This is a genomic window from Mesorhizobium sp. CCNWLY176, assembly GCF_037153935.1.
Taxonomy (GTDB): domain Bacteria; phylum Pseudomonadota; class Alphaproteobacteria; order Rhizobiales; family Rhizobiaceae; genus Mesorhizobium_M; species Mesorhizobium_M zhangyense.
This window is the reverse complement of the sequence record NZ_JBBBDZ010000003.1, coordinates 365,114-390,866: the sequence shown is the minus strand read 5'-3', so window position 1 is coordinate 390,866 and position 25,753 is coordinate 365,114. Positions and strand designations below refer to the sequence as shown.

At 61.8% G+C, this 25,753-nt stretch carries 27 protein-coding genes, 1 tRNA gene and 1 riboswitch; of the genes, 7 read left to right on the top strand and 21 right to left on the bottom strand.

Translation table 11 applies throughout. The features are described 5' to 3' along the window. Positions 1-4 precede the first annotated feature (4 nt). The 5 genes from WBQ96_RS07495 to WBQ96_RS07475 all read right to left on the bottom strand — a co-directional run bounded on the left by WBQ96_RS07495 (position 5) and on the right by WBQ96_RS07475 (position 5,653). Positions 5-1,408: an FAD-binding oxidoreductase gene (locus WBQ96_RS07495; RefSeq protein ID WP_336548948.1), complete on the bottom strand. Its 1,404-nt coding sequence runs from the start codon at positions 1,406-1,408 to the stop codon at positions 5-7. Then, positions 1,408-2,721 (bottom strand): cytosine deaminase, encoded by a 1,314-nt coding sequence (locus tag WBQ96_RS07490; RefSeq protein WP_336548839.1) that lies wholly within the window; start codon positions 2,719-2,721, stop codon positions 1,408-1,410. The genes WBQ96_RS07495 and WBQ96_RS07490 overlap by 1 nt, the downstream gene beginning before the upstream one ends. Positions 2,722-2,974: 253 nt before the next feature. Further along, positions 2,975-3,826: an ABC transporter permease gene (locus WBQ96_RS07485; RefSeq protein WP_336548837.1), complete on the bottom strand. Its 852-nt coding sequence runs from the start codon at positions 3,824-3,826 to the stop codon at positions 2,975-2,977. After that, on the bottom strand, positions 3,823-4,605 hold the full coding sequence (locus WBQ96_RS07480) for an ABC transporter ATP-binding protein (protein WP_336548835.1): 783 nt from the start codon (positions 4,603-4,605) through the stop codon (positions 3,823-3,825). Before WBQ96_RS07480 ends, WBQ96_RS07485 begins: the two co-directional genes overlap by 4 nt. Positions 4,606-4,648: 43 nt before the next feature. After that, entirely contained in the window at positions 4,649-5,653 is a 1,005-nt protein-coding gene (locus WBQ96_RS07475; protein ID WP_336548833.1) for an ABC transporter substrate-binding protein, read from the bottom strand. A gap of 244 nt (positions 5,654-5,897) precedes the next feature. Here WBQ96_RS07475 and WBQ96_RS07470 point away from each other — a divergent pair, with 244 nt between their 5' ends. Beyond that, the gene (locus tag WBQ96_RS07470) at positions 5,898-6,281 is read left to right on the top strand and encodes a RidA family protein (RefSeq protein ID WP_165115808.1); all 384 of its coding nucleotides are present in this window, start codon (positions 5,898-5,900) and stop codon (positions 6,279-6,281) included. A 199-nt stretch (positions 6,282-6,480) separates the two neighbouring features. Next, entirely contained in the window at positions 6,481-7,284 is an 804-nt protein-coding gene (locus WBQ96_RS07465; protein ID WP_336548830.1) for a creatininase family protein, read from the top strand. On the opposite strand, the gene WBQ96_RS07460 is transcribed toward WBQ96_RS07465, so the two are convergent. Both WBQ96_RS07460 and cobD read right to left on the bottom strand, forming a co-directional pair. Beyond that, complete coding sequence (locus tag WBQ96_RS07460; RefSeq protein WP_336548828.1) at positions 7,285-7,788, bottom strand: tyrosine phosphatase family protein; 504 nt, start codon at positions 7,786-7,788, stop codon at positions 7,285-7,287. After that, positions 7,785-8,843: a threonine-phosphate decarboxylase CobD gene (gene cobD / locus WBQ96_RS07455; protein WP_336548826.1), complete on the bottom strand. Its 1,059-nt coding sequence runs from the start codon at positions 8,841-8,843 to the stop codon at positions 7,785-7,787. The genes WBQ96_RS07460 and cobD overlap by 4 nt, the downstream gene beginning before the upstream one ends. Here cobD and cbiB point away from each other — a divergent pair. Further along, on the top strand, positions 8,842-9,810 hold the full coding sequence (cbiB, locus tag WBQ96_RS07450; protein WP_336548825.1) for an adenosylcobinamide-phosphate synthase CbiB: 969 nt from the start codon (positions 8,842-8,844) through the stop codon (positions 9,808-9,810). The genes cobD and cbiB overlap by 2 nt on opposite strands. Positions 9,811-10,047: 237 nt before the next feature. Here cbiB and cobO read toward each other — a convergent pair whose 3' ends face one another. The 4 genes from cobO to WBQ96_RS07430 are packed head-to-tail and all read right to left on the bottom strand — an operon-like array spanning position 10,048 to position 12,131. Continuing rightward, positions 10,048-10,665, bottom strand: coding sequence for a cob(I)yrinic acid a,c-diamide adenosyltransferase (cobO, locus tag WBQ96_RS07445; RefSeq protein ID WP_336548823.1), 618 nt, complete (start codon positions 10,663-10,665; stop codon positions 10,048-10,050). Position 10,666: 1 nt separating this feature from the next. Next, positions 10,667-11,182 (bottom strand): bifunctional adenosylcobinamide kinase/adenosylcobinamide-phosphate guanylyltransferase, encoded by a 516-nt coding sequence (cobU, locus tag WBQ96_RS07440; protein ID WP_336548821.1) that lies wholly within the window; start codon positions 11,180-11,182, stop codon positions 10,667-10,669. Continuing rightward, complete coding sequence (locus WBQ96_RS07435; RefSeq protein WP_336548819.1) at positions 11,175-11,936, bottom strand: CbtA family protein; 762 nt, start codon at positions 11,934-11,936, stop codon at positions 11,175-11,177. Before WBQ96_RS07435 ends, cobU begins: the two co-directional genes overlap by 8 nt. 15 nt (positions 11,937-11,951) lie before the next feature. Further along, a complete protein-coding gene (locus WBQ96_RS07430) occupies positions 11,952-12,131 on the bottom strand; it encodes a CbtB domain-containing protein (protein WP_336548817.1) in 180 nt (59 codons plus the stop codon). Between the two features lie 37 nt (positions 12,132-12,168). Next, a riboswitch (cobalamin riboswitch) is annotated at positions 12,169-12,362 on the bottom strand. A gap of 142 nt (positions 12,363-12,504) precedes the next feature. On the opposite strand from WBQ96_RS07430, the gene WBQ96_RS07425 reads away from it, so the two are divergent. Beyond that, positions 12,505-13,704: an aromatic ring-hydroxylating oxygenase subunit alpha gene (locus WBQ96_RS07425; protein ID WP_336548815.1), complete on the top strand. Its 1,200-nt coding sequence runs from the start codon at positions 12,505-12,507 to the stop codon at positions 13,702-13,704. Here the strand turns inward: WBQ96_RS07425 and WBQ96_RS07420 are convergent. Next, the gene (locus WBQ96_RS07420) at positions 13,673-14,872 is read right to left on the bottom strand and encodes an MFS transporter (protein WP_336548813.1); all 1,200 of its coding nucleotides are present in this window, start codon (positions 14,870-14,872) and stop codon (positions 13,673-13,675) included. The genes WBQ96_RS07425 and WBQ96_RS07420 overlap by 32 nt on opposite strands. A 344-nt stretch (positions 14,873-15,216) precedes the next feature. Beyond that, positions 15,217-16,047 (bottom strand): aldo/keto reductase, encoded by an 831-nt coding sequence (locus tag WBQ96_RS07415; RefSeq protein ID WP_336548811.1) that lies wholly within the window; start codon positions 16,045-16,047, stop codon positions 15,217-15,219. A gap of 81 nt (positions 16,048-16,128) precedes the next feature. On the opposite strand from WBQ96_RS07415, the gene WBQ96_RS07410 reads away from it, so the two are divergent. Both WBQ96_RS07410 and WBQ96_RS07405 read left to right on the top strand, forming a co-directional pair. Beyond that, entirely contained in the window at positions 16,129-17,106 is a 978-nt protein-coding gene (locus WBQ96_RS07410) for a heparan-alpha-glucosaminide N-acetyltransferase (RefSeq protein ID WP_336548809.1), read from the top strand. A gap of 115 nt (positions 17,107-17,221) precedes the next feature. After that, positions 17,222-17,701 (top strand): methyltransferase family protein, encoded by a 480-nt coding sequence (locus tag WBQ96_RS07405; RefSeq protein WP_336548806.1) that lies wholly within the window; start codon positions 17,222-17,224, stop codon positions 17,699-17,701. A 30-nt stretch (positions 17,702-17,731) separates the two neighbouring features. Here WBQ96_RS07405 and WBQ96_RS07400 read toward each other — a convergent pair whose 3' ends face one another. The 3 genes from WBQ96_RS07400 to WBQ96_RS07390 form a co-directional block, all read right to left on the bottom strand. Continuing rightward, the gene (locus WBQ96_RS07400) at positions 17,732-18,118 is read right to left on the bottom strand and encodes a MerR family transcriptional regulator (protein ID WP_165115836.1); all 387 of its coding nucleotides are present in this window, start codon (positions 18,116-18,118) and stop codon (positions 17,732-17,734) included. Positions 18,119-18,271: 153 nt separating this feature from the next. Continuing rightward, complete coding sequence (mgtE, locus tag WBQ96_RS07395) at positions 18,272-19,690, bottom strand: magnesium transporter (RefSeq protein ID WP_165115838.1); 1,419 nt, start codon at positions 19,688-19,690, stop codon at positions 18,272-18,274. Between the two features lie 142 nt (positions 19,691-19,832). Further along, positions 19,833-19,917 (bottom strand) — tRNA-Leu (locus tag WBQ96_RS07390). A gap of 265 nt (positions 19,918-20,182) precedes the next feature. Here WBQ96_RS07390 and lipB point away from each other — a divergent pair. Beyond that, a complete protein-coding gene (gene lipB / locus WBQ96_RS07385) occupies positions 20,183-20,923 on the top strand; it encodes a lipoyl(octanoyl) transferase LipB (RefSeq protein WP_336548804.1) in 741 nt (246 codons plus the stop codon). Between the two features lie 263 nt (positions 20,924-21,186). Here the strand turns inward: lipB and WBQ96_RS07380 are convergent, their stop codons facing one another. The 5 genes from WBQ96_RS07380 to mce all read right to left on the bottom strand — a co-directional run bounded on the left by WBQ96_RS07380 (position 21,187) and on the right by mce (position 25,724). After that, a complete protein-coding gene (locus WBQ96_RS07380) occupies positions 21,187-21,870 on the bottom strand; it encodes an ABC transporter ATP-binding protein (RefSeq protein WP_336548946.1) in 684 nt (227 codons plus the stop codon). Continuing rightward, on the bottom strand, positions 21,870-23,153 hold the full coding sequence (locus WBQ96_RS07375; RefSeq protein ID WP_336548802.1) for a lipoprotein-releasing ABC transporter permease subunit: 1,284 nt from the start codon (positions 23,151-23,153) through the stop codon (positions 21,870-21,872). The genes WBQ96_RS07380 and WBQ96_RS07375 overlap by 1 nt, the downstream gene beginning before the upstream one ends. After that, entirely contained in the window at positions 23,150-24,478 is a 1,329-nt protein-coding gene (gene proS, locus WBQ96_RS07370) for a proline--tRNA ligase (RefSeq protein WP_336548800.1), read from the bottom strand. Before proS ends, WBQ96_RS07375 begins: the two co-directional genes overlap by 4 nt. A 556-nt stretch (positions 24,479-25,034) precedes the next feature. Next, positions 25,035-25,316 (bottom strand): DUF1467 family protein, encoded by a 282-nt coding sequence (locus tag WBQ96_RS07365; protein ID WP_165115847.1) that lies wholly within the window; start codon positions 25,314-25,316, stop codon positions 25,035-25,037. A 3-nt stretch (positions 25,317-25,319) separates the two neighbouring features. After that, the gene (gene mce, locus WBQ96_RS07360; protein WP_336548796.1) at positions 25,320-25,724 is read right to left on the bottom strand and encodes a methylmalonyl-CoA epimerase; all 405 of its coding nucleotides are present in this window, start codon (positions 25,722-25,724) and stop codon (positions 25,320-25,322) included. Positions 25,725-25,753 lie beyond the last annotated feature (29 nt).

Genomic DNA, 25,753 nt, shown 5'->3' with positions numbered 1-25,753 from the left:
CCCGTCAACCCGCCCGCTGCAAACCCTTGAATAGGAACGTCTTGCCCGACCGATAATCATAGTCGGGATTTTCCCAGGCAATCATCTTGCCGGGATTGAGCAGCCCTTGCGGATCGGCCTCGCGCTTGAAGGCGAGCTGGATATCGTCCGTCTGCTTCATGCCGCCCTCCTCCAGCGTGTAGCGGTGCGGGTTGAAGATCGGACAGCTATTCTCCTCATGCAAGCGAATGATCTCATCGAGCCGCTCTTCGGTGGTGAATTTCACCAACGGCAGGCCGAAACAGGTGATGTTGCCGTCGAAGCGCACGAATTCGAGATGGGAAAACACCTCGCCCGGAAACATCGCGTCCATCTTCTCGACCAGAGCCAACTGGTTCGGGAATGGGTATAGCGATTGGAGATAGGTCATCGCGGGATCGACGCGCAGCGCCCGCAAGGTCGTATGGTTCCAGGCAAGCTCGAAGGTCGGCGGCAGGCCCTTTTTCTCCTCCTCGGACATGCTGGCAGCGTTCATCACGACTTCGCCGCCCTCGCGACGCGTGAAAGCAAGAAATGCGTCGAGCGAATGCGGCGCGACCATCACCAGGCAGATGCTCTGCCCCGACCGGAAAAAACGCTGGTGGCGCTTGAAATAATCCTGCGGCACAGGTGCCGCGATCGGCGTGATGAGCTTGGTCAGCAACCCGTCCTGGCAGCCAAGCGCATTGCCGTAGCGCGCCGCGCCCATGAAACTGTCGAAGCCGACGATCACGTCGATCCAGTCATAGGATGCCGTCAGCGGCATCTCGACTTCGACGATGATGCCGTTGGTGCCATAGGCGTGTGTGACCTTGTGCAGATTCTCGCCGGTGAGATCGAGCACCTTCGGCTCAGCCTCCATGGTGATGACGCGCAGGCGAATGACATTGCCGAAATCGCGCAAACCGCCGAAATTAATCGAGCCGACCCCGCCCGACCCGCCGGCAATGAACCCCCCGATGGAGGCAGTGTTGTAGGTCGAGGGATGCAGGCGCAGTTCCTGTCCCGAATGGGCGCGCGTCGCCCGGTCGATATCGGCGAGGATGGCACCCGGCCCGCAAATGACGCGTCCCGGTGCAATCGTGGTGATCTCGCTCATCTCGGCTAGCGACAGCACCACACCGCCCGACAATGGCATGGCCTGACCGTAATTGCCGGTGCCGGTGCCGCGCGGCGTTACCGGAATGCCGAGGCGGTGACAGGCGGCGAGCACGCGCACGACCGCGGCCTGGTTCTTGGGCGAGACAACGAGATCCGCGGTGACGTTTTCGAGCTGGCGCTTGAGGACAGGGCTGTACCAGTAGAAATCGCGGCTCTTCTGCTGCACGATCGCCGGATTGTCTTCGATCTTCATGCCGTCGAGTTCGCGCTTAAGCGCCGCAATGTTCATCATTTCACCATAAGGTCGTCGAGTTCGGCATAGTCGGGCAGTTCGCGCGCAATCGCCTTGCCATCGCGGACGACGATGCGATCCGATTCCGGCCGCGACAGAAGCTCGGTCCAGCTCCGACCCTTGAAAATGACGAAGTCGGCGGCGTCGCCGGCGCTTATGCTGTCCGCTCCGTCGAGCCGCATCACCTCCGCCGGCGACGACGCAACCGACTTCGGCCAGTCGCTCACCGGGTGATCTAAATGCAGGATGCGTGTCGCCATGCGATAGACTTCCAGCATGTCGAGATCGCCATAGGCATAAAACGGGTCGCGGGTGTTGTCGGAGGCGACCGAAACCGGAATGCCGCGCGCCTTCATCTCATGCAGCAGCGTCACGCCACGCCAGCGCGGCGTGGTGCCGTCATGGCGCCGGTCCTGAAGGTAGAGATTGCACATCGGCAGCGACACCACCGCAATGCCAGCACGCGCGACCTTGTCGAGCGTATCCAGCACGTCAGCATCCGGCTGGCGCGCCAGCGAGCAGCAATGGCCAACGAGGATTTTTCCCGCGAAGCTATGACGCAAGGCGGCTTCGGCGATTTTCCTCAGACCGACTGCGGAGATATCGGCAGTTTCATCGGCATGGAAATCGAGGTCGAGGCCGTGATCAATCGCGGTGCGGAACATGCGGTCGAGCAGTTCGTCGAGGTCGGGCACCATATAGGCGACAGCGCCGAGCACGCCATTGGCAGCCGCCACCTGCTTCGCCAACCGTTCAAACCATGCCGCATCGCGCACGCCATCAATGCCGAGCAGGCAGGCCCCCTGCAACTCGATGCGGCCACGCCAGCGCTCGCGCATTTCCTCAAAAACCGGCCAGGAGATTTCTTCCTGCGGCGGCACGCTGTCGATATGGGTGCGCAGCGCCTTGGTGCCGTGCGCATAGGCCGAGCGCAGGGAGAAATCCATGCGCCGGGCGACATCCTCGGCAGTCCAGCGCGCGGCGCGGTCGTTTCCTGTCGCGATGAGCGCACCGGGAAAGGAACCGTCCGGGTTCGGCGTTCGCGGCCATATGTGGCCCTTGTCGATATGGGTGTGGCAGTCGACGAAACAGGGAAGGACGATGCTGCCTTTGAGGTCGATAGCGTCGGCGGCTGGCGAAGCTGAATCGCTCGCCATGATGCCGGCGATCTTGCCGTCCGTAACCGCTATTTCGGCCAGCGCGAAGCCGTCAACGTCGAAGGGACCTGCGAGGTCCGGCGTGAGTGAGGAATGCACGCGGGTGTTGGTGAGGGTGTATGGGCCGGAAATGGGGATGTCGATTAATGTCATTGCACCGCCCACCTCGGCGAATGGGCAGCAACGCCACGTTCCTTCGCGCCCCCCTCTGTCCTGCCGGACATCTCCCCCACAGGTGGGGAGATTAGCAGCGTCGCTCGTCCCGCCTGTTCTGAAACGCTGAAGATTGGCGAAAGCTGACATGAAGGCTGATCTCCCCACCTGTGGGGGAGATGGCCGGCAGGCCAGAGGGGGGCAACGTAGAGCGCAGACGTTCCCATTCTTTCTGTACCGCGCGCCAACACCCTCACCGCTCCTGCTTCAGCGCGCTTTCGTGCCAGCGCCGCAGGATGAGATGCGACACGAGCGAAAGCACGAGGAAGATGACGATGCCGGCGAGCGAGATCAGGATCAGCGCCGCGAACAATCTCGGCGCATTCAGCCTATAACCAGCCTCGATGATGCGCGAGGCGAGTCCCGACGATTGCCCAGAAGCGCCGGCGACGAACTCGGCCACCACCGCGCCGATGAGCGACAGGCCGCCGGCGATCTTCAAGCCGCCGAGAAAATAGGGCATCGCCGCCGGCAGCCGCAGATGCCAGAGCTCCTGCCAGCGCGTCGCGCCGTTCAGCCGGAACAGGTCGCGCAGATTGCGGTCGACCGAGTTCAGCCCGAGCGTGGTGTTGGACAGGATCGGGAAGAAAGCAACGATCCAGGCGCAGAGCAAAAGCTTGGCCGTCTGGTTGTCGACATAGATGTTGATAAGCGGAAAGATCGCGACGATCGGCGTGACCTGCAGCACGATGGCGAAGGGGAAGAGCGACATCTCCACCCATTTCGACTGCGCAAACAGCACTGCCAGCCCCACGCCGCCGACCACCGCCAGAAGCAGGCCGAGAAAGGTGATGCGCAGCGTCACCAGCAGCGAGCCGAACAGCAAGGCAGCGTCGCTATGCAGCGTCTGCAACACGACGCCGGGACGCGGCAGGATATATTGCGGGATCTCATTCCAGACGCAGATGCGATCCCACAGCCAGATCGCCAGCACCATGATCGCCAGCGGCAGAACCCAGCTGCCGATGCGTTCCAGCCGCTCCCGGCGCAGACGCCGTGCTTCCTCGGGATCGAGCGTTGCCACGGAGTTCTCGACAGCGGTCATGCCGCCGCTCCGTGTGTGGAGTTGATGGCGCTGACCAACACGTCCGAGGCCTGCCGGCAAAGTGCTGCATAGGCAGGCGACGTGCGAAACGCTTCGTCGCGCGGATAGGGTGCGTCGACCTCGACCTCCTGAAACACTCGCCCCGGCCGTGCCGCCATGACGACGATGCGGTTGGAGAGAAAAACACTCTCGAAAACGCTGTGCGTGACGAAGACGACGGTGAAGCGCTCATCCTGCCAGAGCTCCAGCAGGTCGTTGTTGAGCTTGAAGCGCGTGATTTCGTCGAGCGCCGCAAACGGCTCGTCCATGAGCAGCACGCGCGGCTTGGTCACCAGCGCACGCGCGATCGACACGCGCATCTTCATGCCGCCGGATAGCTCGCGCGGCACGGCGTTTTCGAATCCCGACAGGTGAACGCGCTCAAGAAGCTGCGAAACCGCCGGTGCAGCATCGCTTCGTGAAACGCCCTTCAGCCGCAGCGGCAGCCACACATTATCGAACACGCTGGCCCAGGGCAGCAGCGTCGGCTCCTGAAAGACGAAACCGACGGAGCTTTCCTCGCCCGGCTTGCGCGACCAGTCCAGCGTGCCGGTGGTCGGCGCCGTCAGGCCGGCGATGATGCGCAGCGCCGTCGACTTGCCACAGCCTGACGGGCCGAGCAGGCTGAGGAAATCGCCTTCCCGGATGGTCATGTCGACATTGCTGAGCGCGGTCACGCCGTTGGAAAAAGTCTTGCCGACAGCACGCAACGAAAGCAGCGGTTTTCCGCTGCCTTCCATGCCTGGTACTGTTGTCGATGGAACCATTACGCCGGAGCCGGGCTCACTTCTTCAGGTCGAGCCCGACGCCCTTGTTGACGAAATCAAGCGTGTAGGCCTTCTTGATATCGAGGCCCTCGGGGATGACCTTGGCCTTGACCATCTTGGCGTAGAACCCTGCGATATGCTCGTCGGTCATGGCGCCGATGCCGAGCTTTTCCGCATCGCCCGAATCGACGATGCCGAACTTCTTCATCTGCTCGATCGAAAACGCGATCTGCTCGTCGGTGATGTCGGGATTGTCCTTCTTGATCGCCTCGTTGGCGGCTTTGTTGTCACCGTAGAGATAATTGTACCAGCCCTTGGCCGAGCCATCGACGAAGCATTTTACCACTTCCGGCCGCTTGTCGATCGTCTCCTGCATCGCCTCGATCGTGGTCGCGTAGGTGCTGAAACCGTAATCAGCCAGCAGGAAAGTGTTGGGCTTGAAGCCGCCTTCCTTCTCGACTGCGAAAGGTTCCGAGGTGACATAACCCTGCTGGATGGACTTTGCGTTGGCAATGAAGGGTGCCGCATTGAAGGTGTAAGGCACGCGTTTTGCGGGATCGAAACCGAATTCGGTGATCATCCACTGGAAGAAGCTCTGCGCGCCCTCGTCACCCAGGATGTACTGGTCAGCGTTCTTCAGGTCTTCCCATTTGTCGAGGCCCTGCCCCGGATGGGACATCACCACCTGCGGCTCCTTCTGGAAGGAAGCGGCAACGATGCGCAACGGAATGTTCTGCTGCACGGCATCGAATGCCTGCAACAGGTTGCCGCCCATATAGAAATCGATCTTGCCGGCCAGAAGCAGCGGCCGGCCGCTGACCTGGGGTCCACCCTGCTGGATGGTGACGTCCAGCCCGCAGGCGGCATAGGTGCCGTCGGCAACAGCCTGATAATAGCCGCCATGCTCGGCCTGGGCCAACCAGTTGGTCATGTAGGTGATCTTTTCGGCTGCCAGCGCGGTCGAAGCGGAAGCGCCGAGAAGCGCGATCACGCCGACGGAGAAGCAGAATTTCCTGTTCATCGACAACACCCCTGTTTCAGCCCGCGATCATCGCCGGGCAATAAATATTTAAAGCAAGACGTATGCCATTGGGCATTTGCAGGGATGATGACGCCATCGTGCAATTCCAGCGGCGCGTATATGCTATTTCACCCGGCATCGTGCCCATTTTCTGGGCGTCTGTCCATCATGGTTGGAAAGCATGCACAACGGCTTGAAGCGGGATGCTCAACCGATCTAGGGTCACGGCAACCCGGAGATTTTCATGCTCAGATTCCTCACCCCCAAAACGATAAAACCACCCTTCGCGCGCTACAGCCACGGCGTGGAAGTTCCGGCTGGCAGGCGCCTCGTTCTGTGCTCCGGCCAGCTCGGCATTGGGCCGGATGACACTATCCCCGAGGATGCCGGCGCGCAGGCCGAACTCTGCTTCGCCAACATCGCGGCAATCCTCGGCGAAGCGGGCTTGACGCTGAGGGATATCGTGCGCATCAACGCCTTCGTCACCGACCGAGCCTATCTGCGACCCTATATGGACGTACGCGACCGCCTGTTTTCCGATCCTGCACCCGCTTCGACGCTGATGATCGTTTCCGGATTTGCCCGCCCGGAGTTCAAGGTCGAGATCGAGGTAGTTGCGGCTGGATAAGTCGACAGCGCTTCGCACTGTCGTTAAATGATCCAGAGATTGGCGCTGCCCCTCATCCGCCTGCCGGCACCTTCTCCCCGTATAGTGACGGGGAGAAGGAGGAAGCTCCAGCGCCGGCGACCCCCTCTCCCCGTCCTTACGGGGAGAGGGTAAGGGTGAGGGGCAGCGCAAACCATTATCAAGTTCTTCGGAGTGCCCAGTGGCCCAAGCAAAAAGACGCGTCTGGTGGGGCGACTACAAGACCACCGAATATGCCTCGATCGATCCCGAGGCGACGATCGCCGTCCTCCCGGTCGCGGCAATCGAGCAGCATGGGCCTCACCTGCCGGTGTCCACCGACACCACCATCATGAACGGCATGCTGGACGCTGTCATCGCGCGCCTGCCGGACGATCTCGACATCCGCATCCTGCCGGTGCAGGCGGTCGGAAAATCCAATGAGCACCTCTACGCACCGGGCACGCTGACCTTGCCGGCGACAACGCTGATCGAAGCATGGACCGAACTCGGCGTTTCCATCGCGCGGGCCGGCGTGCGCAAGCTGGTGGTGGTCAATTCACATGGCGGCAATGAAGAAATCATGGGCATCGTCACGCGCGAGCTGCGCGTGCGCTTCGACATGCTGGCGGTGAAGACGAGCTGGCAGCGTTTCGGGCGGCCCGAGGGCATGTACCCTGAACTCGAAGACCGTCACGGTATCCATGGCGGCGATGTCGAGACTTCGCTGATGCTGCATTTCCGGCCCGATCTGGTCGATATGGCCAAGGCCGAGAATTTCGTCTCCAATGTCGCGAATGCCGAGCAGCAATTCGACCTTCTGCGCCAGACCGGCACGCATGCCTTCGCCTGGGTTGCCACCGATCTCAACAAGCATGGAGTCGTCGGCAATGCTGCCATTGCGACCGCTGAAAAAGGAAAGCTGACGGCCGAACATCAGGCCGATGGCTTCATTCGCCTGTTGCAGGACGTCAGGAAAGCAAAACTGGCCGACTGGCTGCCCTGATCAGAGGTTCAGCCCGAACGGCGTCCCCTCAAAAGCGTCAGCACCGCGCCCGATCGCCCGGATCGCATCGACCATGCGTCCACTTCGCCCGAGAATGTCATCAGCCACCGCGACAAGGCGCGGATTGGGCGTTGCCGAGGGCGAAGCCTGCCGCAGCGCGTTCGCCAGTTCGACCTCGTCGCGACGCGGCGAGAGCGCTGAAGCCACGATATAAGCCGACGCTGTCGAACGGCTGATGCCGGCAAAGCAGTGGATGAGCAGCGGCTGCGCGCGATCCCAAGTGCCGGCAAAATCGAGCAGGCTGCGCACATGCTCCTCGCCCGGCAAGGTCATGCCTTCCTGTGCCTCGGCGATATCGTTCATGAGCAGCAGCAGATGGTTTGCCGGCGCGATCACGGCGGGACGGGTCAGCGCCGTGCCGGTGTTGAGCAGCGAAACCATTCGGCTCGCGCCGATGCGCGTCGCCGTTTCATCGATCTTCGACAGCGGACAGACGTAGATCATGAACCCACCTCGGTAAGGTTTTCAGCGCGCTTCGCCCACGCGGCAAGCGCCTGTTCCAGCCGCAGCCACTCGGCTTCGCTTTCGGGCAGGCCGATGCGGAGCGCGGTCGCATCCCAACTGAAATTGCGCAGCAGGATACCCTTTTCGCCGAGCGCGGTGAACAGGCTAGCGGCGTGGGGCGTTTTCACGAAGCGGAACAGGCTGGTGCCGCCGGTTACGATCACTCCATGCCTTGCCAGCAGCGCGTCGAGCCGCGCCGCTTCGTCGTTGAGCCTGTCGCGCATCGCAGTCTGCCACGAGGTGTCGGCCAGCGCCTTGATGCCATATTCCAGCGCCGGACCGGCAACGGCCCATGGCCCGAGTTCTGCGTCCAGCCGCTCCGCCAAAGATTTCTCGGCAATGGCAAAGCCCAATCGAACACCAGCAAGGCCAAAAAACTTGCCGAAGGAACGCAGCACGACGAGACCGCCCTGCCCGACATCGCCGTCGACGCGCTCGGACTGCGGCCCGACATCCATGAAGGCCTCATCGACCACCAGAAGTCCCCCCTTGGCGTGGAGCGCGGCGGCCAGATGAAGAAGCTTTTCGCGCGCAATCACGCGCCCGTCGGGATTGTTCGGATTGACGATGATGGCGAGGTCCCCATCGTAAAGCACCCCGAAATCCTTCACCTCCGACACCGTATGACCCGCTATCGCCGCCGCCCGCGCGTGCTCGGCATAGGTCGGTCCCAGTATCAGCGCCCTGCCCGGTTTCACCAGCGAGGCGACACGCGGCAGCAGTATCTGCGTGCCCGGCGCGGACACCACATTGGCGGCAGATGGCGCGCCATAGGCGCTTGCCGCAATCGATGCCAGTTCGCGCGAACGGCCCGGCTCCGGCAGCCGCGACAAGGCTGTGGCAGGGAGATCGAAAAGCGGATAGGAGTGCGGATTGATCCCGGTCGACAGGTCGATCCAGGGCAGCGGCGCATGCGGAAACAGCGCTGCCGCCCGGCCGAGGCTGCCGCCGTGATCGGCCACCGCCGTCACCGCACTCCTGTTTTCCAGCGCCATGTTCGTCCTGCTCGCCTTCCTGTCGCTTCTCGTCGAACTGGGTCTCGGTTACCCGGATCGGCTGGTGCGCGCAATCGGCCATCCGGTGATCTGGATCGGCCAGCTCATTTCTTTCCTCGACAGGAACCTCAACCGCGCGACCCAATCCGACGCTTCGCGCCGCATTTGGGGCGTGGTGGCGCTGATCGTGCTGATTGCCATCCCGGCAGGCATCGCATTTTTCCTCGAAACGCTGTTTTCGCTTTCGGCTCTAGGCATCGTGGCGTCGGCGCTTCTCGGCAGCACATTGCTGGCGCAGCGCAGCCTTGCCAGTCATGTGAAAGCGGTCGCCGATGCGCTCGATCGCGGCGGCTTGCAGGCCGGCAGGCGCGCTGTATCGCAGATCGTCGGCCGCGATCCCGAACGGCTCGACGAGGCAGGTATCAGCCGCGCCGCGATCGAAAGCCTTGCCGAGAATTTCTCCGACGGCATCGTCGCACCGGCCTTCTGGCTGGGCATTGGCGGGCTGGCGGGTGGCGTCGCCTACAAGGCCGCCAACACCGCCGACTCGATGATCGGCCACCGCACGCCTCGTCACGAAGCCTTCGGCTGGGCAGCTGCCCGCTTTGACGATTTGATCAACCTGCCAGCTTCACGTTTGACCGCTTTGCTGCTGGTGATTGCCGCGACGATCGTGCCCGGGGCAAGCGCAGCCAATGCCTGGCGCAGCGTCTGGCGCGATGCCTCCAAACACCGCTCGCCCAATGCCGGTTGGCCGGAGGCTGCAATGGCCGGCGCGCTCGGTCTGTCGCTGGCCGGCCCGCGCGTCTATGGCGGCGTCATGGTCGAGGATGCGACGATGGGCGACGGGCGGCGCGAGGCGAACGCCGCGGATATCAGGCGGGCGCTGCGGCTTTATTGGACGGCGGATGGGTTGATGGTGGTGGGGTTTGGAGTGTTGGCAGGTTTGGGTTACGTGCTTGGATAAAGAGGCACCCCTACCGGCACGCTTGTATTCCTTCGCGCCCCCCTCTGGCCTGCCGGCCATCTCCCCCACAGGTGGGGAGATCAGCTGTCATCACGACTTTCGCCAATCAGAAACGCCGCAAGGTGAGCGGGGCAACGAAGCTGCTGATCTCCCCACCTGTGGGGGAGATGGCCGGCAGGCCAGAGGGGGGCGCCGTAGAGTGCTACCTATGCGAAGAAGGGAAACGGAACAGCGCCCCTAAAACTCAATCCCCTGCTGCGCCTTCACCCCGGCCGAAAAATGGTGCTTCACCGAGCCCATTTCGGTCACAAGATCAGCAGCCTCAATCAGCGCCGGCTTGGCATTGCGGCCGGTGACGACGACATGCAGGCCCTCCCGCCGGTTCTTCAAAGTCGCAACCACGCTGTCGAGGTCGAGATAGTCATAGCGCAGCGCGATGTTGAGTTCATCCAGCACGACGAGGCTGATCGACGGATCGGAAATCAGCTCCACCGCCTTGGCCCATGCGGCTTCGGCAGCAGTGATGTCGCGCTTGATGTCTTGCGTTTCCCAAGTGAACCCTTCGCCCATCGTGTGCCAGACCATGCGGTCGCCGAAGGTGGCGAAGGCGTCCTTCTCGCCGGTGTGCCAGGCGCCCTTGACGAACTGCACCACGCCGACGCGCTTGCCGTAGCCGAGCATGCGCAAAGCAAGCCCGAAGGCGGCCGTCGTCTTGCCTTTGCCGGGGCCGGTGTTGACGATGAGCAGCCCCTTCTCGGTGACCGTCTTTTCGGCCACCTCGGCGTCCTGCACCGCCTTGCGCTTGGCCATCTTGGCCTTATGGCGCCCGGCTTCCTTTTCGTCGATTTCTTTCATCTCATTTCACCTGCATCGGCAGACCCGCGACCATGAACAACACGCGGTCGGCGCGGGCAGCGATCCTCTGATTGAGCCGGCCGGCGGCATCGCGGAATTTCCGCGCCAGGGCGTTGTCCGGTACGATGCCAAGCCCGACCTCGTTGGCGACGACGAACCACGGACCGCGCGGCTTGGCCAGAACCGCCTCCAGCCGTTCGCTTTCGCGTTCCAGATCATGATCGACCAGCAAATGATTGGAAAGCCAGAGCGTCAGGCAATCGACCAGCAAGGGCTGCCCATCCGGAACCCCGGTTATGGCGTCGGCAAGATCGAGCGGCACATCAATCGTCTGCCAGCCCTCGGCGCGGCGGTCGCGATGCAGCGCGATGCGTTCCACCATCTCGTCATCAAAGGCCTGCGCCGTGGCGATATAGGTCCAGGGCGCAGGGAATGCGGTGGCCAACCGCTCGGCATGCGCGCTCTTGCCGGAGCGCGCACCGCCGAGCAGGAAGGTTAGCGAAGTGGCGTCAGGCAAAGCTGTCGCGCAGGCTTGTCGCCGTTCCGGTGAAACGTCCGCGAATGACGCCTACGGCAGCACCCAGAACGACCCAGAAGATCAGGTTCGTCACGGTTACGGCGACGACGAACTGATGATGCAGATCCGGCGGGATCGGCGATTCGTGGCTTGCCGGCTGCGGCGCGCCCAGAAGGTGCGGCGCGACCATCAGCGCAACGCCGATCAGCGAAAACACCAGCGACGAGCGGAAGGCGATCAGGCCAAGGCCGGCAGCTGTGGCAACCACCGTGCCGATCCACCAGACCTGACGGGCGGCAAGATCGGCCGCAGGCATGGCAGGCAGTTCCGGCGGCAGGCCGAGGCCCGGTGCCAGCGTGAATACGGCAAAGCCGGCAAAGCCCCAGAAAATGCCCTGGCGCCAGTTGGCGATGCCGCCGGCGAGTTCCGAAACGGCGACCAGAACCAGCGCGAAGCCGATACCGGTGACGATATTGGCGAGTGCCGTGAAGGCAAAGCGCTCAAAACCGTCCGCCGGCGCCCAACCTTCTTCCTCATGCTCATGCGCGGGTGCTGCGGCCTCAGCCGCCGGAGCGGCAGTTTGTGCACTATTGGTTGCCGGCGCGGCATGCTCGTGGCCACCCTCGGCATTCTCGAAGGTTTCCGCCTTGAGGATCAGCGGAACGGTCGCATAGGTCTGCATGGCCGTCATGACGATGCCGGACAATAGCCCTGCGATCGCCGCGATGAACACGACGTTACGAAACAATGTCATGGGAGCGGTCCTTCGTTAGTGGCAGGGAAACGCCATCGAGTGGCGATAGTCGTGGCCGGCATTATGGACGACTTCCATATGCGAGAAGCCGACGAAGCCGATAACGAAGAGGCCGAGCAGACCGGCCATTGCCAACTGCATCGAGCGCGTGACTGAGCCTGCCGTTGCGCCGAGCGACGAAGAAACCGTGTTCATTTCCAAATTCCTTTCACCCTCCACCCGAGGGCACCTAGAGTTTCCGACGTCGTCGGCAGGTCTCCTGGCTTGCGGGTCGACGCCCTTCCCCGCCTTCCCGAGAAAACTCTCAGTGGCATCTGGGGAGAGCTCGCCGCGTACAGTTGCGGGGGCAGCCGCGGCTTTGGGCAGATTTTGCCCGCACCGCATTCCCTATTGATTCCTCACGGAACCGACGACAGCGGCGACTATAAGGACAAACCCGCCGCCCGGCAAACCAATTTCCCGCCCTTTGCACGCCGGAAAAGTCGCAAACGCGCTAGCGACGATAACCGCCGCAATTGACAATTATTTCGCACAGGTATCCGCTGCTCCGGTCTGGAGGGATCGCGCCATGACGGCGGGCACGGCGGAAGGCAACGCCTATAACGGCCTTCGAATGGCGGAGGTGACGCTTCCGTCCCGCGCCTATTGGAGCGACGCCGAATACCAGCGCGATCTCGACGCGATCTGGTATCGAAACTGGATCATGGCCTGCCGTGTGGCCGATCTAGACCAACCGCTAGCCTATCGCGTCTTCAAACTCGGCACGCAGGAAATCCTGATCATTCGCGACGAGACCGGCGTGCTGCGCGCTTTCCACAACACATGTCGCCATCGCGGCTCGCAGCTTTGCCGCGAAGGCGAAGGCAGACTGAAGACCCGGCTGCTCACCTGCCCCTATCATGCGTGGTCCTATTCGCTGCGCGGCGACCTCGTGCGCGTGCCGTCGAAATCGTTGCCCGAAGGCTTCAACAAGGCCGACTACCCGCTCTATCCGGTGGCGCTGTCGGTCTGGCGTGGTTTCGTCTTCGTCAACCTGGCTGAAGATGCACAGGGCTCGGCTGCAGATGTTTTCGATGCCGGCTCCGCCGACCTGACCAACTGGCCGCTGGAAGACCTCGTCACCGGGCACGCCTTTCGCAAGGTTATGAACTGCAACTGGAAAATTTTTTGGGAAAACTTCAACGAGTGCCTGCATTGCCCGGGCGTCCATAAATCCCTGTCGCATCTCGTGCCGATCTATGGCCGCGGCCTGATGGCGCGTCACGACGACCCGGATTGGGCGCTTCATGCCGACAATGATGCGCCCGAATATTCGGGCGGCCTGCGCGCCGGTGCCGAGACGTGGTCTGAGGACGGGCGCGTTCATGGCCCGGCTTTTCCAGACCTGACAGAGGCCGAGCGCGCTGCCGGCCAGACCTATGCCGCGCATCTGCCGTCGATGTTCGTCGTCGGCCATGTCGATTATGTCCGCACCGTGCAGCTGGTGCCGTTGGGGCCGGAACAGACGGAGCTTGTCGCCGAATGGCTGTTTCTGCCGGAGGCGCTGAGTTCAGGCGGGACCGACCTCGAAAACATCGTCAAGTTCGGCATCCAGGTTCTGGAAGAGGACGCGGCCATCTGCGAGATCAACCAGAAGGGCCTGCATTCGCTGCGCCACGAGACCGGCGTGCTGATGCCGGAGGAATATGAGCTTCAGCGCTTCCACCAATGGGTGCGCGGCCAGCACGCGCAGGCGCTCACATCGACTTCGGCAGATAGCGCCAGGTGATCAAGCCGCAGACTGTCGTGAAGACGCCGAGCGTGACGAACACCGCGCCGAGCCCGAAGAAGGCAAGCACCACCGAATAGACCAGCGGCGGCAAAAGCTCCGACAGGTCGAGATAGGTGCGATAGACGGCAGTCATCTGCGGCCGCTCATGAATGCGCACCGCGCGCATGAAGGCCGTGGAGCCGAGCGCATCGAGCGCCACCGCAAACAGTGCGCCGAAAAGCAGGAAGACGCCCGTCGCCAGCGGCAGTCGCTCGCCGCCAAGCCCCGCCAGCAACAGCGCCGTGCTCATGCCGAAGAAGGCAAACGCCATGATGTTCCGCGCGCCGAAGCGCCGGCCTGCCTTGCCCCAGTAGATGGCCGCGAACAGAAGGGCGTTGCCTGCCGAAACCAGAAGGCCGCCGGCCAACTCGCCCTGCCCCGTCACCACCATCAGGATCGGCCCATAGACGAAGAACGTCGTCCAGAAGCACGAGCGGCCGAAGGCTATCACCCAGGCCAGCCGCAGCCGTGGCTGGGCGACGAAGCGGCCGATATTCTTCAGCGGATTGGCCGGTCGCGTCTTGCCCGGTCGGATCATGGCGTTGTCGCCGAGGCGGAAGTACCAGAAAGTGATCAGCAGCGCGGTCGCGAAAGCAACCACCACGCCCTGCGTCACGAAGATACCGTAGCGCGTATAAAGGAAGACACCCAGCGTCGGCCCGCCTGTCCAGGCGATCATCGATGCCGCCATGCGCAGCGATTCGGCCTGCATGATGTCGGTCTTGCGGATATGGTCCATGATGTAGAGGTTGAGCGTGATCGCCAGCGCGCTCGCCCCCATGACGCGGGCCAGCATCCCGAACATCTGGCCGGGCAGCGAATGCGTCATGAACAGCAGCGAACCGACGGCGAGCAGCGCAACGCCGGTCGTGTAGATCCAACGCCGCGAGAACCGATCGATCAGCATCGGCATGAACAGCGTTGCCGAAAGGCCGATGAATGCAACGAGCGTGTAGAGCAGAGAGACGGTCTGCTTGTTCTGCAGGAGTTCGTAGGCCTGGATCGGAACGACGCTGGCGATCGAGGCACGCGCAAAGGATTCCAGCGCATAAAGCGTGGCAAAGGTGCCCGCGCCCGCCGGCTTTACGGCGGGAAGCCAGATCGGATGCCTTACCTGCGTGATCATTCCTGCCCCGGATCATTTGCCGGCAGATTTGCAGGCGCAATCACACCGCCGATAGCAGGAAACCGACCTGCCATCGTCGCAAAAGCCGGTTGGATATCGTCTTTTCGGCTGTGGCCTAAGATTCGGCTGCGCATTGAAATCGCTCGGAGGTCGAGTTCCTTCGCGCCCCCCTCTGGCCTGCCGGCCATCTCCCCCGCGAGTGGGGAGATTAGCAGCTTCACTTGTGCGCCCTACCTGCAACGCTGAAGATTGTCGAAAGAGGACATGACGGCTGATCTCCCCACCCGCGGGGGAGATGGCCGGCAGGCCAGAGGGGGGCAACGTAGGGCGAAACCCGAGGCGAGCTACACCCGGTCCCACTCCGGCGAGAACCCGAAATCGCAAAGACGCGAATTGCGGCCGGTGAGAGCAGAGATCGCCACCATCTCTTCGGCCGACAGGGCAAAGTCGAAGATGGCGATGTTTTCCGATAGCCGCGCGATTTTCGTCGTGCGCGGAATGGCGACCACGCCTTCCTGCTGCACGTGCCAGCGCAGCACGATCTGGCCCGGCGTCTTGCCGTGACGGGCGGCAACATCGCGGATCGCGTTTTCCGAAAACAGGTCGCCACCGCGATAGAGCGGGCAATAGGAAACCAGCGCCATACCGTTGTCGCGGCACAGGCGATAGACCTTCCGCTGGTCGAGATAGGGGTGGTTCTCGACCTGATTGGCAACCAGCGGTTCCTCCGACAGCGCAATCGCCTGCGAAAGCAGTGCTGTCGGGAAATTCGAGACACCGATATGGCGCGCAAGGCCGCTGCGCTTCACAGCGTTCAGCGCCTTGATAGAGCCCGCCAGCGGAATTTTCGGGTTCGGCCAGTGGATCAGCAGCAGGTCGACCTGATCGAGGCCGAGATGCTTCAGGCTGGCCTCAGTCGAGCGCTCCAGATCTCCCGGCGCGATGTCCGTCCACCACACCTTCGTCGTCACGAAAACATCGTCGCGCGCAACGTCCGAAGCACGAAGGCCGACGCCGACATCCTTCTCGTTGCCGTAAGCGGCTGCCGTGTCGATGTGGCGATAGCCGACCGACAGCGCGCGCAGCACGAGCTCGGCACAGTCGTCGCCTGAAAGCGTCCATGTTCCGAGACCGAGCGCGGGAATTTGCGCGCCATTGGCGTTTACGCTGTGCATGGCATTCTCCAATTCCATTCTTTCGTCGTTATGATCCGTGCTAACGGTTGAACGATAATCAAACGAACCGCAACATCACGCATGCTTCCAGACTCAGAACCACTTCAGCAACCAAAATCACGCCGCATCGACGCGCTCGACCTGGCGCGCGGCCTCGCCCTGATCGCCATGGCGATCTACCACTTTACCTGGGATCTCGGATTCTTCGGCTACACCGAGCCCGGCCTGACGGCCTTCGGCGGCTGGAAGCTGTTTGCGCGCTGCATCGTCTCGAGCTTCCTGTTCCTCGTCGGCGTCAGCCTGTTCCTGGCGCATGGCAAGGGCATTCGCTGGAAAGGGTTCTGGCGCCGCTTCGCCATGGTGGCAGGCGCAGCCCTCGCCATCTCCGTCATCACCTACTTTGCCGTGCCGGACGATCTGATTTTCTTCGGCATATTGCATCAGATCGCGCTGGCAAGCCTGCTCGGGCTTCTGTTTCTGCGCCTGCCGACACTGCTCACATTGGTCGTGGCGGTAGCGGTGATCGCCGCGCCGAACTTCCTGCGAACCCCCTTCTTCGATCATCCTGTGTGGTGGTGGGTCGGCCTTTCGTCCGTCAATCCGCGCTCGAACGACTACGTCCCGCTGTTTCCATGGTTCGGCGCGGTCCTGCTCGGCATCGTGGCGGCAAGGCTCGCCACATCGTCCGGGCTGTTTTCGCGACTGGCTGGTGTTTCTCTCGGATCATGGTCGAGGCCGCTGACCTTCGCCGGCCGGCACAGCCTCGCCTTCTACCTTATCCACCAGCCGGTGCTGATCGCCTGCGTCTGGCTTTTCTCGCAAGTCATGCCGGCTGACATCCCCACCAAGGAAGTTCAGTTCCGCACCTCCTGCGAACGGACCTGCCAGGACACGCGCGACGCCGAATTCTGCACGCGCTATTGCGCCTGCATGCTCGATACGCTGGAAAAGGACACTCTCGACGCGCTCTTTGCCGGCAAACAGACGCAGGAACTGCGCGACAAGGTGAATGACAGCGCCGGCTACTGCACGGCAGAGACCGAAAACACGAGCCCTTAGAGCGGTTCAGCTTTTAACAGAAAGCCGAACTGCTCTAAGTCTTTGTTTTTACGCAATTCCGGACGGAAAGCCGTTACACACTTTTCCTGGAATTGCTTGAGGGAGGAGGAACGCAATGACGGACATCCACACGGCGCCGAACCGCATACCGTGGCCGCCGATCATCTATCTCGCGGCCATCGCGATCAGCATCGCGCTCGGCCTGCTCTATCCGTTGCCATGGCTGCCGTCGGGCATACTCCCCGACATATTGTTCGCGCTCGGATGGCTTGCCGTCGCCGGCACGATTGCTCTCTACATTTCGGCCATGCGTGCATTGAAGCAGGGCAACACGACGATCAAGCCTCACAAGGGCGCAGATCACCTTGTGACGGGTGGTGCCTTCTCTTTCACCCGCAACCCGATCTATCTCGGCAACACGCTGCTGATGATCGGCGTTGGCCTGATAACCGGCATCGTCTGGTTTTTCGTGCTGGCGCTGGTGGCTGCCTTCACCACCCAGAAACTCGCCATAGAGCGCGAGGAAAAGCACTTGATGGCACGCTTCGGCAAGAAGTATCGCGATTATGCGAAACGTGTGCGGCGCTGGATTTGAAGGCCGGGAGGCTGAGACCTCGAACAGCTGTTAAGTCGTCACGCCGAGTTCAACGAGCCGCTCCACGCATGCTTCCTCGGCATGGTCGAGTTCGGCAAGCGTCTCTTCGAGATCGCGGCGTTTCTGGCGCAGGTCCTCGCGCTTTTCCTCGATTCGCTTGATCATCAGGTTGAGCTGGCCGACTTCGCCGGGCGGCTCCTTGTACATCTGGATGATTTCGCGGATCTCGTTGATCGAGAAACCGAGACGCTTTCCGCGCATGATCTGCTTGACCAGATGCCGGTCTGTCGGGCGGAACAGGCGCGTGCGTCCACGGCGGACGGGCTGGATAAGCCCCTCATCCTCGTAGAACCGCAGCGTACGCGTCGAAATATCGAACTCGCGGGTCAGTTCGGTGATCGAATAATATTCCCGCATGGCAGTTCCATTCTCGCCAGAGCATCGGCCCGAAAAAGTGGATAGCGGTTTTCGAAGAAATCCGATGCTCCACAAGCGCGACTCCAAGCTGGAATCTTGGCACGGCATTTACGTAAAAGTCAATCAATCACGGGGCCGTGATCGAAATGATCTTCAGGTCACGCCAAACCACCAGGTCGCCAACCCGAGAAAGGCAAAGAAGCCGACGACATCGGTAACGGTCGTAACGAAGACGGCGGAAGCCACGGCCGGATCGGCACCGAAGCGATCCAGCAACAGCGGGATCAGAATTCCGGCAAGGGCTGCCACGAACATGTTGATGACCATGGCCGCGGCAATGATGCCGCCAAGGTTCGGGTCCTGGAACCAGGTCGCGGCTACGATGCCGATGAGGACAGCGAAGATGATGCCGTTGATGAAACCGACGCCCATCTCGCGACGGATAATGCGGCCGGCATTGTAGATATCGAGATCGCGCGTCGCCAATGCACGCACCGTCACGGTCATCGTCTGCGAGCCGGCATTGCCGCCCATCCCCGCCACGATAGGCATCAGCACGGCCAGCGCCACGATGCGCTCGATCGTATGGTCGAACAGGCCGATGACCGACGCTGCCAGAAAAGCCGTGAACAGGTTGACGAGAAGCCAGGGCACGCGCGAGCGCGAAGCGGTGAGCACGCTGTCGGAAAGCTCTTCGTCACCGACACCGCCCATGCGCAGCAGATCTTCCTCGGCTTCCTGCTGGATAACGTCGACGACGTCGTCGATGGTCAGCACGCCGACGAGCCGCTCATTTTCGTCAACGACGGCGGCAGACAGAAGATCGTACTGTTCGAACTCGTGCGCTGCCTCTTCCTGGTCCATGCTGGCCGGAATGGCGTGGCGCGTCTCGTGCATGACGTCTTCGATCTTGACCGAGCGCTTGGAACGCAGGATCTGGTCGAGATCGAGCGCGCCGAGGAGCTTGAAGGTCGGATCGATGACGAATATCTGGCTGAACCTGTCGGGCAGGTTCTTGTCGTCGCGCATATAGTCGATCGTCTGGCCAACGGTCCAGAACGGCGGCACCGCGACGAATTCCGTCTGCATGCGCCGGCCGGCCGATTCTTCCGGATAGTCGAGCGAGCGGCGCAGCCTGATCCGTTCGGTGAACGGCAGTTGCGCCAGAATCTCGTCCTGATCCTCCTGGTCGAGATCTTCCAGAATATAGACGGCATCGTCCGAATCGAGTTCCTGGACGGCCTGGGCAATCTGCGCGTTGGGCAGATTGTCGACGATGTCGAGACGAATCGCTTCGTCGACCTCGGTAAGCGACGAAAAGTCGAAATCGCTGCCCATGAGATCGACCAGCGCGCGCCGCTGCTCCGGCAGCAGCGCCTCGAGAAGATCACCAAGTTCGGACTGATGGAGGCTTCCGACATCCTCCTTGAGCGCCAGCGTATCGCGATCGGCAATCGCCGCGCCGACATGAGCAAGGAACGACGCACGGACAACGCCGTCCTCGCCGTAGATATCGGCGTGGTCATGGGGCTGCGCGGTAGCGCCTGACGTGTGTTCGTCCTGGCCTTCCAAACCTGCCCCTTGCTCTGTGATTTCGGGAAATCGTCTATGGCAGGTCTAAAGCAGAACGCGCTGGAATATCAAACGAAATGCGCCCTTCCCTGCCGCAAGACAGAAGGAACCGACAATCTTGGCAATGTCAGGGAGAGAGTGATGGTGCGGTCGAGAAGACTCGAACTTCCACGGGTTGCCCCACAGCGACCTCAACGCTGCGCGTCTACCAATTCCGCCACGACCGCACGTCACGAAGGAGCCGGTCGGAACCGGCCAGCGGCATGTAGCAAATCGTTTCCGGCGAAACAAGTGCACTCAACCGATTATTCGACGCTTGTTTGACACTTCGATGAAAGAGCCGGATTCCGGGCGAATCCGCCCCCTTTCCTGCCCCTGCGTCATGTGGAGAACCGCATCGCCGCCGCCAATGCCGACTACAAAGGAAACTGGACCTTTTGCGCGCCAGCCGCCATATGATGGTGACCCGCAGCAAGGCCAACCGACCCAGCCATGACGCAACGCAGCCAGATCGAAACTTCCTTTCATGCCGCCCCCGGTTCGCCTCCCGTCGAATGGCGAATCGAACCCGGCCTGACGGCTTACGAAGACGCCCTCACCTTCATGGAGGCGCGCGCCGCAGCGATTCGCGATGGCTCCGCCGGCGAGATGGTCTGGCTGGTGGAACATCCCCCACTCTACACGGCCGGCACCAGCGCGCAGGCAAGCGATCTCGTCGAGCCGGACCGCTTTCCGGTCTTCAATGCAGGCCGCGGGGGCGAATACACCTATCACGGCCCTGGCCAGCGCGTGGCCTATGTCATGCTGGACCTGAAGCGCCGGCGCGAAGACGTTCGCGCCTTTGTGGCAGCGCTCGAGGAATGGATCATCGGCACGCTGGATCGCTTCAATGTCCGCGGCGAACGGCGCGAGGATCGCGTCGGCGTCTGGGTGGTGCGACCGGATCGCCCGGCGATGCCGGACGGCTCACCTGCCGAGGACAAGATCGCGGCGATCGGCATCCGTCTCCGCCGATGGGTCAGCTTTCATGGCATCGCCATCAATGTCGAACCGGACCTCAGCCATTTCAGCGGTATCGTGCCGTGCGGCGTCTCGGATCACGGCGTCACCAGCCTTGTCGATCTCGGCCTGCCGGTTACGATGGCAGACCTCGACGTAGCACTCAAATCGGCTTTCGAGACGGTATTCGGTCCGGCGGCGATTGCCGCCGAAGGTCTTCGCAAGGCCGGCTGAATTGCGGCCGCGGTCGCGCAATCAAAGTGCGCCTATCCACATCGCCATGGAAATAAGAAACGTGCTCATGCAAACCAGTGAGACGACATCCTGAACCAGATCAGTCATAACATTCTCCTGTTTTCTTTATGTTCTTAATTTGTTCCTTTTTCGTTCATAAGTCAATAATCTTTCCTCTCCCGCGATAAGTCACGAGAGCCGGAAAAGTTCCGAGGGTTAACAAAGGGTTACGGCGATTGCTTGCCGGCTGGCCGTCAACAGCTTTAGAAAGAAACGACTTTGCCGTCCGAAAGCGTCACGCGCCGATCCATGCGCGCGGCCAGTTCATGGTTGTGTGTGGCGATCAGAGCCGCAAGTCCCGATTGCTTGACCAGTGCCGACAGCGCGTCGAAGACATAGCCTGCCGTGACGGGATCGAGATTGCCGGTCGGCTCGTCGGCCATCAGCACCAGCGGCGCATTGGCGACAGCGCGGGCGATGGCCACGCGCTGCTGTTCACCACCGGAGAGCTCGGACGGCCTGTGGTGGCCGCGCTTGCCGATCTGCATGTAGTCAAGAAGTTGCGCCGCGCGTGCGCTCGCCTCGGCCTTGGGCAGGCCCTTCACCAGTTGCGGCATCATGATGTTTTCGAGCGCCGAGAACTCCGGCAGAAGATGATGGAACTGGTAGACGAAGCCGATATCGTTGCGGCGTATGGCGGTGCGCTCGTCGTCGGAGAGACGGCCGCAGGCGCGCCCGCTGAGGATCACGTCACCGGCATCGGGGCGCTCCAGCAGGCCCGCTGTGTGCAGCAACGTAGACTTGCCTGCGCCCGAGGGTGCCACCAGCGCAACCATCTCGCCGCGCTTCAGCGAAAAGTTCACACCGTTGAGGATGGTCAGCTTGCGCGAGCCCTGAACATAGTGCCGCTCGACGCCCTTCAATTCGATAATCACGTTGCCTGCCATCATTCGTACCGCAGCGCCTCGACCGGATCGAGCCTGGCCGCGCGCCATGCCGGAAACAGCGTCGCCAGGAAGGACAGCACCAACGCCATCACCACGACCGTCGCCGTCTCATCGAAATTCATCTTGGCCGGCAGCTTGCTCAGGAAATAGAGCTCCGGATTGAACAGCACCGTGCCGGAAATCCACGAGAAGAACTGGCGGATCGATTCGACGTTGAGGCAGACGACAATGCCAAGAATGACGCCTGCAATCGTGCCCGTGACACCGATCGCCGCCCCCGTCATCAGGAAGATGCGCATGACCGCACCGCGCGTCGCGCCCATGGTGCGCAATATGGCGATGTCGCGGCCCTTGTCCTTCACCAGCATGATCAGGCCGGAAATGATGTTCAGCGCGGCCACGAGAACGATCAGCGTCAGGATCATGAACATGACGTTGCGCTCGACCTGAAGTGCTGAAAAGAACGTCTCGTTGCGCTGGCGCCAGTCGGAAATGAAGACCGGCCTCTGCGCTGCCTCTTCCACCGCCGGCTTCAAGGTGTCGACAGCGTCGGGATTGTCGACGAAGACCTCGATCGTCTGGGCCCGGTTTTCAAGATTGAAATAGAGCTGCGCTTCGGAAAGCGGCATATAGACGATTGATGTGTCATATTCCGACATGCCGACCTCGAAGATCGCCACGATCGGATAGGCCTTGGTGCGCGGTGTCGTTCCCATCGGCGTGATGTCGCCGTCGGGAGAGATGAGCGTAATGGAATCGCCGAGCGCCAGCCCCATATTGTCGGCCATGCGCTGGCCGATCGCCACGCCCTCGCTGGTGTCGAAACCGACCAGCGAGCCTTGCTTGATGTTGTTGGCGACCAGCGAAATCTTGCCGAGATCCTCGCCGCGTATGCCCCTCACCAGGGCACCGGTTCCCGCACCGACCTCACCTTGCGCCAGAACCTGGCCGTCGATCAGCGGGATGGCGTATTTCACCCCGGCAACACCGTTGATGCGGCCGGCGACGGCCGCATAGTCGTCCAGCGGCGTGTCGATCGGCTGGACGATGAGATGGCCGTTTATGCCAAGGATGCGGCTGAGCAGTTCGGCGCGGAAGCCGTTCATCACAGCCATGACGACGATGAGCGTCGCGACGCCCAGCATGATGCCGAAGAACGAGATCGAGGCGATGACCGAGATCACCGTCTCCTTGCGGCGCGAGCGCAGGTAGCGCCACGCGACCATGCGTTCGAAGACCGAGAAAGGCCCGGCGCCCGCCGGCTTGGCCGCGACTTTGCTCATCCGGCGATCCCGAAGCGTTTCGTGGCCTCTGCGATCGGCAGCGTCTCACGCTCGCCGGTGCGACGGTTCTTGATCTCGACCTCGCCGGCGGCAACGCCGCGCGGACCGACAATCAATTGCCACGGCAGGCCGATCAGGTCGGCGGTGGCGAACTTGCCGCCCGGCCGCTGGTCGGTGTCGTCGTAGAGCACGTCCTTGCCCGCAGCCGTGAGAGCCGCATAAAGCTCTTCGGACACGCGGTCGCATTCGCTGTCGCCGACCTTCATGTTGATCAGGCCGATATCGAAGGGTGCGACCGATTCCGGCCAGATGATGCCGGCCTCATCATGCGAGGCTTCGATGATCGCCGCGATCAGGCGGCTCGGGCCGATGCCGTATGAACCCATGGAGACGAAGTGATCCTTGCCGTCAGGCCCGGTGACCTTGGCGCCCATCGGCTTCGAGTATTTTTCGCCGAAGTGGAAGATGTGACCGACCTCGATGCCGCGCGCGGAAAGCCGCTCGCCCTCGCCGATCGCGTCCCACGCGGCTTCGTCGTGCATCTCGTCGGTCGCCGCATAGGGCGTCGTCCACTGCTTGACGATGCCGCCGATCTCGCCGTCATTGGTGAAGTCGGTGTCCTCGCCGGGCACCGGCAGTTCGAGGAAGTCGCGATGGCAATAGACCTGGCTTTCGCCGGTATCGGCCAGGATGATGAATTCGTGACTGAGATCGCCTCCGATCGGGCCGGTGTCGGCGCGCATCGGAATGGCCTTCAGGCCCAGCCGCGTGAAGGTGCGCAGGTAGGAAACGAACATGCGGTTATAGGCCGCCTTCGCGCCCTCGAAATCGAGGTCGAAGGAATAGGCGTCCTTCATCAGGAATTCTCGGCTACGCATGACGCCGAAGCGCGGGCGCCGCTCGTCGCGGAACTTCCACTGGATGTGGTAGAGGTTCAGCGGCAGGTCCTTGTAGGTCCTGACATAGGACCGGAAAATCTCGGTGACCATTTCCTCATTGGTCGGGCCGAACAGCATGTCGCGCTTGTTGCGGTCCTTGATGCGCAGCATCTCGTCGCCGTAGTCGTCATAGCGGCCGCTTTCGCGCCACAAATCGGCCGACTGGATGGTCGGCATCAGGATTTCCAGCGCGCCTGCACGGTTCTGTTCTTCGCGGATGACGCGGCAGATCTTGTCGAGAACCAGCTTGCCCAGTGGCAGCCAGGAAAAGCTGCCCGCAGCCTGCTGCCGGATCATGCCGGCGCGCAGCATCAACCGGTGCGAGACAATTTCTGCCTCGCGGGGATTCTCTTTAAGGATGGGCAGGAAATAGCGCGATAGCCGCATGTAGAAGTCCGTAAAAGAAAGAGAAGCAGATCAATGCCGGAATCGGCACTGACGCAGTGTTGCCTGCCTGCGCTTCATAGCCATTTCAAGGCGGAATTGAAACCCGGACCTCCCGCCGCACCCTCGCAAAACCGGCCTGACGGCTTTTCGAGCAAAGACTGCGCGTTTATTGTGCAGTGCAGCACATGTAGTGGGCTATTTACGCAAAATTGTTAGTGACAATTCATCGCAGCTTGGTCTAGTGTGCCTCGATAACTGAGAGGGCGGAGCAAAATCTGCCCTCCTACGCGGTCAAAGTCTTGGGAGGATGCGATCTAGGCGCGATAATACGCAGCCGCCGGTGACGGAAAGCAGATCGGACGCGTTTAATTTGCAAGGCCTTGTGCCTTGCATTTTTTTTGTGCAGTCAACAGCTTAGCCGACTTCCCTCATAGCCATCGGGTGCGAAGGATTGCTGCAGCTTAACTGCCGCTCATCTTAAATACTAGACTATATCAGTCATATTTTTGAATATTGGCCGATCTCTGCCGGGAGGTAGTCTATTGGGAGATGCCGGCTAACCCGCCTTCAGGATCGATTCCGGCACAAGGCTCGGAATATCGTCGAAGCCAAGGCCCATGACCTTGGTGACGTAGTAGAAAATACCGAAGATGATCAGCGAGACGATCGTCGTGCGAATGACCGTCTTCCGCATGTGCGGACGTCCGGGCGCACTTGGCACTGTTCCGAGCGTGACATTGTCGCTCTCGTCCTGCGTCTTCACGCCGAAGGGCAAGGTGGCGAACAGCACCGTCCACCAGATTATGAAGTAAATAGCGGCGACTGAAATCCAGCTCATGGCTTAAACCTGTTCCAGCTCGACGAGCGTGCCGAGGAAATCCTTGGGATGCAGAAAGAGCACCGGCTTGCCATGCGCGCCGATCTTGGGATTGCCGTCTCCCAGCACGCGCGCGCCGGCAGCCTTCAGGCGGTCTCGCGCCGCGATGATGTCATCGACCTCGTAGCAGATGTGATGCATGCCGCCTGACGGGTTCTTTTCCAGGAAGGCGGCGATCGGCGACCCCTGCCCCAGCGGCTCCAGCAATTCGATCTTGGTGTTGCCGGTGTTGATGAACACGACCGTCACGCCATGCTCCGGCAGCGCCTGAGGCTCGGTCAGCGTCGCACCCAGCGTGTCGCGATAGACCGCACTTGCAGCGGCGAGATCCGGCACCGCGATGGCGACATGGTTCAAACGTCCCAGCATTGGGTGCTCCGATCAGTAGGGGAATAGGG

What these genes read in the sequence shown, in the direction of transcription:
- WBQ96_RS07495 (WP_336548948.1), bottom strand. Translation starts at nt 1,408, where the DNA reads ATGAACATTGCGGCGCTTAAGCGCGAACTCGACGGCATGAAGATCGAA.
- WBQ96_RS07490 (WP_336548839.1), bottom strand. Translation starts at nt 2,721, where the DNA reads ATGACATTAATCGACATCCCCATTTCCGGCCCATACACCCTCACCAAC.
- WBQ96_RS07485 (WP_336548837.1), bottom strand. Translation starts at nt 3,826, where the DNA reads ATGACCGCTGTCGAGAACTCCGTGGCAACGCTCGATCCCGAGGAAGCA.
- WBQ96_RS07480 (WP_336548835.1), bottom strand. Translation starts at nt 4,605, where the DNA reads ATGGAAGGCAGCGGAAAACCGCTGCTTTCGTTGCGTGCTGTCGGCAAG.
- WBQ96_RS07475 (WP_336548833.1), bottom strand. Translation starts at nt 5,653, where the DNA reads ATGAACAGGAAATTCTGCTTCTCCGTCGGCGTGATCGCGCTTCTCGGC.
- WBQ96_RS07470 (WP_165115808.1), top strand. Translation starts at nt 5,898, where the DNA reads ATGCTCAGATTCCTCACCCCCAAAACGATAAAACCACCCTTCGCGCGC.
- WBQ96_RS07460 (WP_336548828.1), bottom strand. Translation starts at nt 7,788, where the DNA reads ATGATCTACGTCTGTCCGCTGTCGAAGATCGATGAAACGGCGACGCGC.
- cbiB (WP_336548825.1), top strand. Translation starts at nt 8,842, where the DNA reads ATGTTCGTCCTGCTCGCCTTCCTGTCGCTTCTCGTCGAACTGGGTCTC.
- cobD (WP_336548826.1), bottom strand. Translation starts at nt 8,843, where the DNA reads ATGGCGCTGGAAAACAGGAGTGCGGTGACGGCGGTGGCCGATCACGGC.
- cobO (WP_336548823.1), bottom strand. Translation starts at nt 10,665, where the DNA reads ATGAAAGAAATCGACGAAAAGGAAGCCGGGCGCCATAAGGCCAAGATG.
- WBQ96_RS07435 (WP_336548819.1), bottom strand. Translation starts at nt 11,936, where the DNA reads ATGACATTGTTTCGTAACGTCGTGTTCATCGCGGCGATCGCAGGGCTA.
- WBQ96_RS07430 (WP_336548817.1), bottom strand. Translation starts at nt 12,131, where the DNA reads ATGAACACGGTTTCTTCGTCGCTCGGCGCAACGGCAGGCTCAGTCACG.
- WBQ96_RS07425 (WP_336548815.1), top strand. Translation starts at nt 12,505, where the DNA reads ATGACGGCGGGCACGGCGGAAGGCAACGCCTATAACGGCCTTCGAATG.
- WBQ96_RS07420 (WP_336548813.1), bottom strand. Translation starts at nt 14,872, where the DNA reads ATGATCACGCAGGTAAGGCATCCGATCTGGCTTCCCGCCGTAAAGCCG.
- WBQ96_RS07415 (WP_336548811.1), bottom strand. Translation starts at nt 16,047, where the DNA reads ATGCACAGCGTAAACGCCAATGGCGCGCAAATTCCCGCGCTCGGTCTC.
- WBQ96_RS07410 (WP_336548809.1), top strand. Translation starts at nt 16,129, where the DNA reads ATGCTTCCAGACTCAGAACCACTTCAGCAACCAAAATCACGCCGCATC.
- WBQ96_RS07405 (WP_336548806.1), top strand. Translation starts at nt 17,222, where the DNA reads ATGACGGACATCCACACGGCGCCGAACCGCATACCGTGGCCGCCGATC.
- WBQ96_RS07400 (WP_165115836.1), bottom strand. Translation starts at nt 18,118, where the DNA reads ATGCGGGAATATTATTCGATCACCGAACTGACCCGCGAGTTCGATATT.
- lipB (WP_336548804.1), top strand. Translation starts at nt 20,183, where the DNA reads ATGACGCAACGCAGCCAGATCGAAACTTCCTTTCATGCCGCCCCCGGT.
- WBQ96_RS07380 (WP_336548946.1), bottom strand. Translation starts at nt 21,870, where the DNA reads ATGGCAGGCAACGTGATTATCGAATTGAAGGGCGTCGAGCGGCACTAT.
- WBQ96_RS07375 (WP_336548802.1), bottom strand. Translation starts at nt 23,153, where the DNA reads ATGAGCAAAGTCGCGGCCAAGCCGGCGGGCGCCGGGCCTTTCTCGGTC.
- proS (WP_336548800.1), bottom strand. Translation starts at nt 24,478, where the DNA reads ATGCGGCTATCGCGCTATTTCCTGCCCATCCTTAAAGAGAATCCCCGC.
- WBQ96_RS07365 (WP_165115847.1), bottom strand. Translation starts at nt 25,316, where the DNA reads ATGAGCTGGATTTCAGTCGCCGCTATTTACTTCATAATCTGGTGGACG.
- mce (WP_336548796.1), bottom strand. Translation starts at nt 25,724, where the DNA reads ATGCTGGGACGTTTGAACCATGTCGCCATCGCGGTGCCGGATCTCGCC.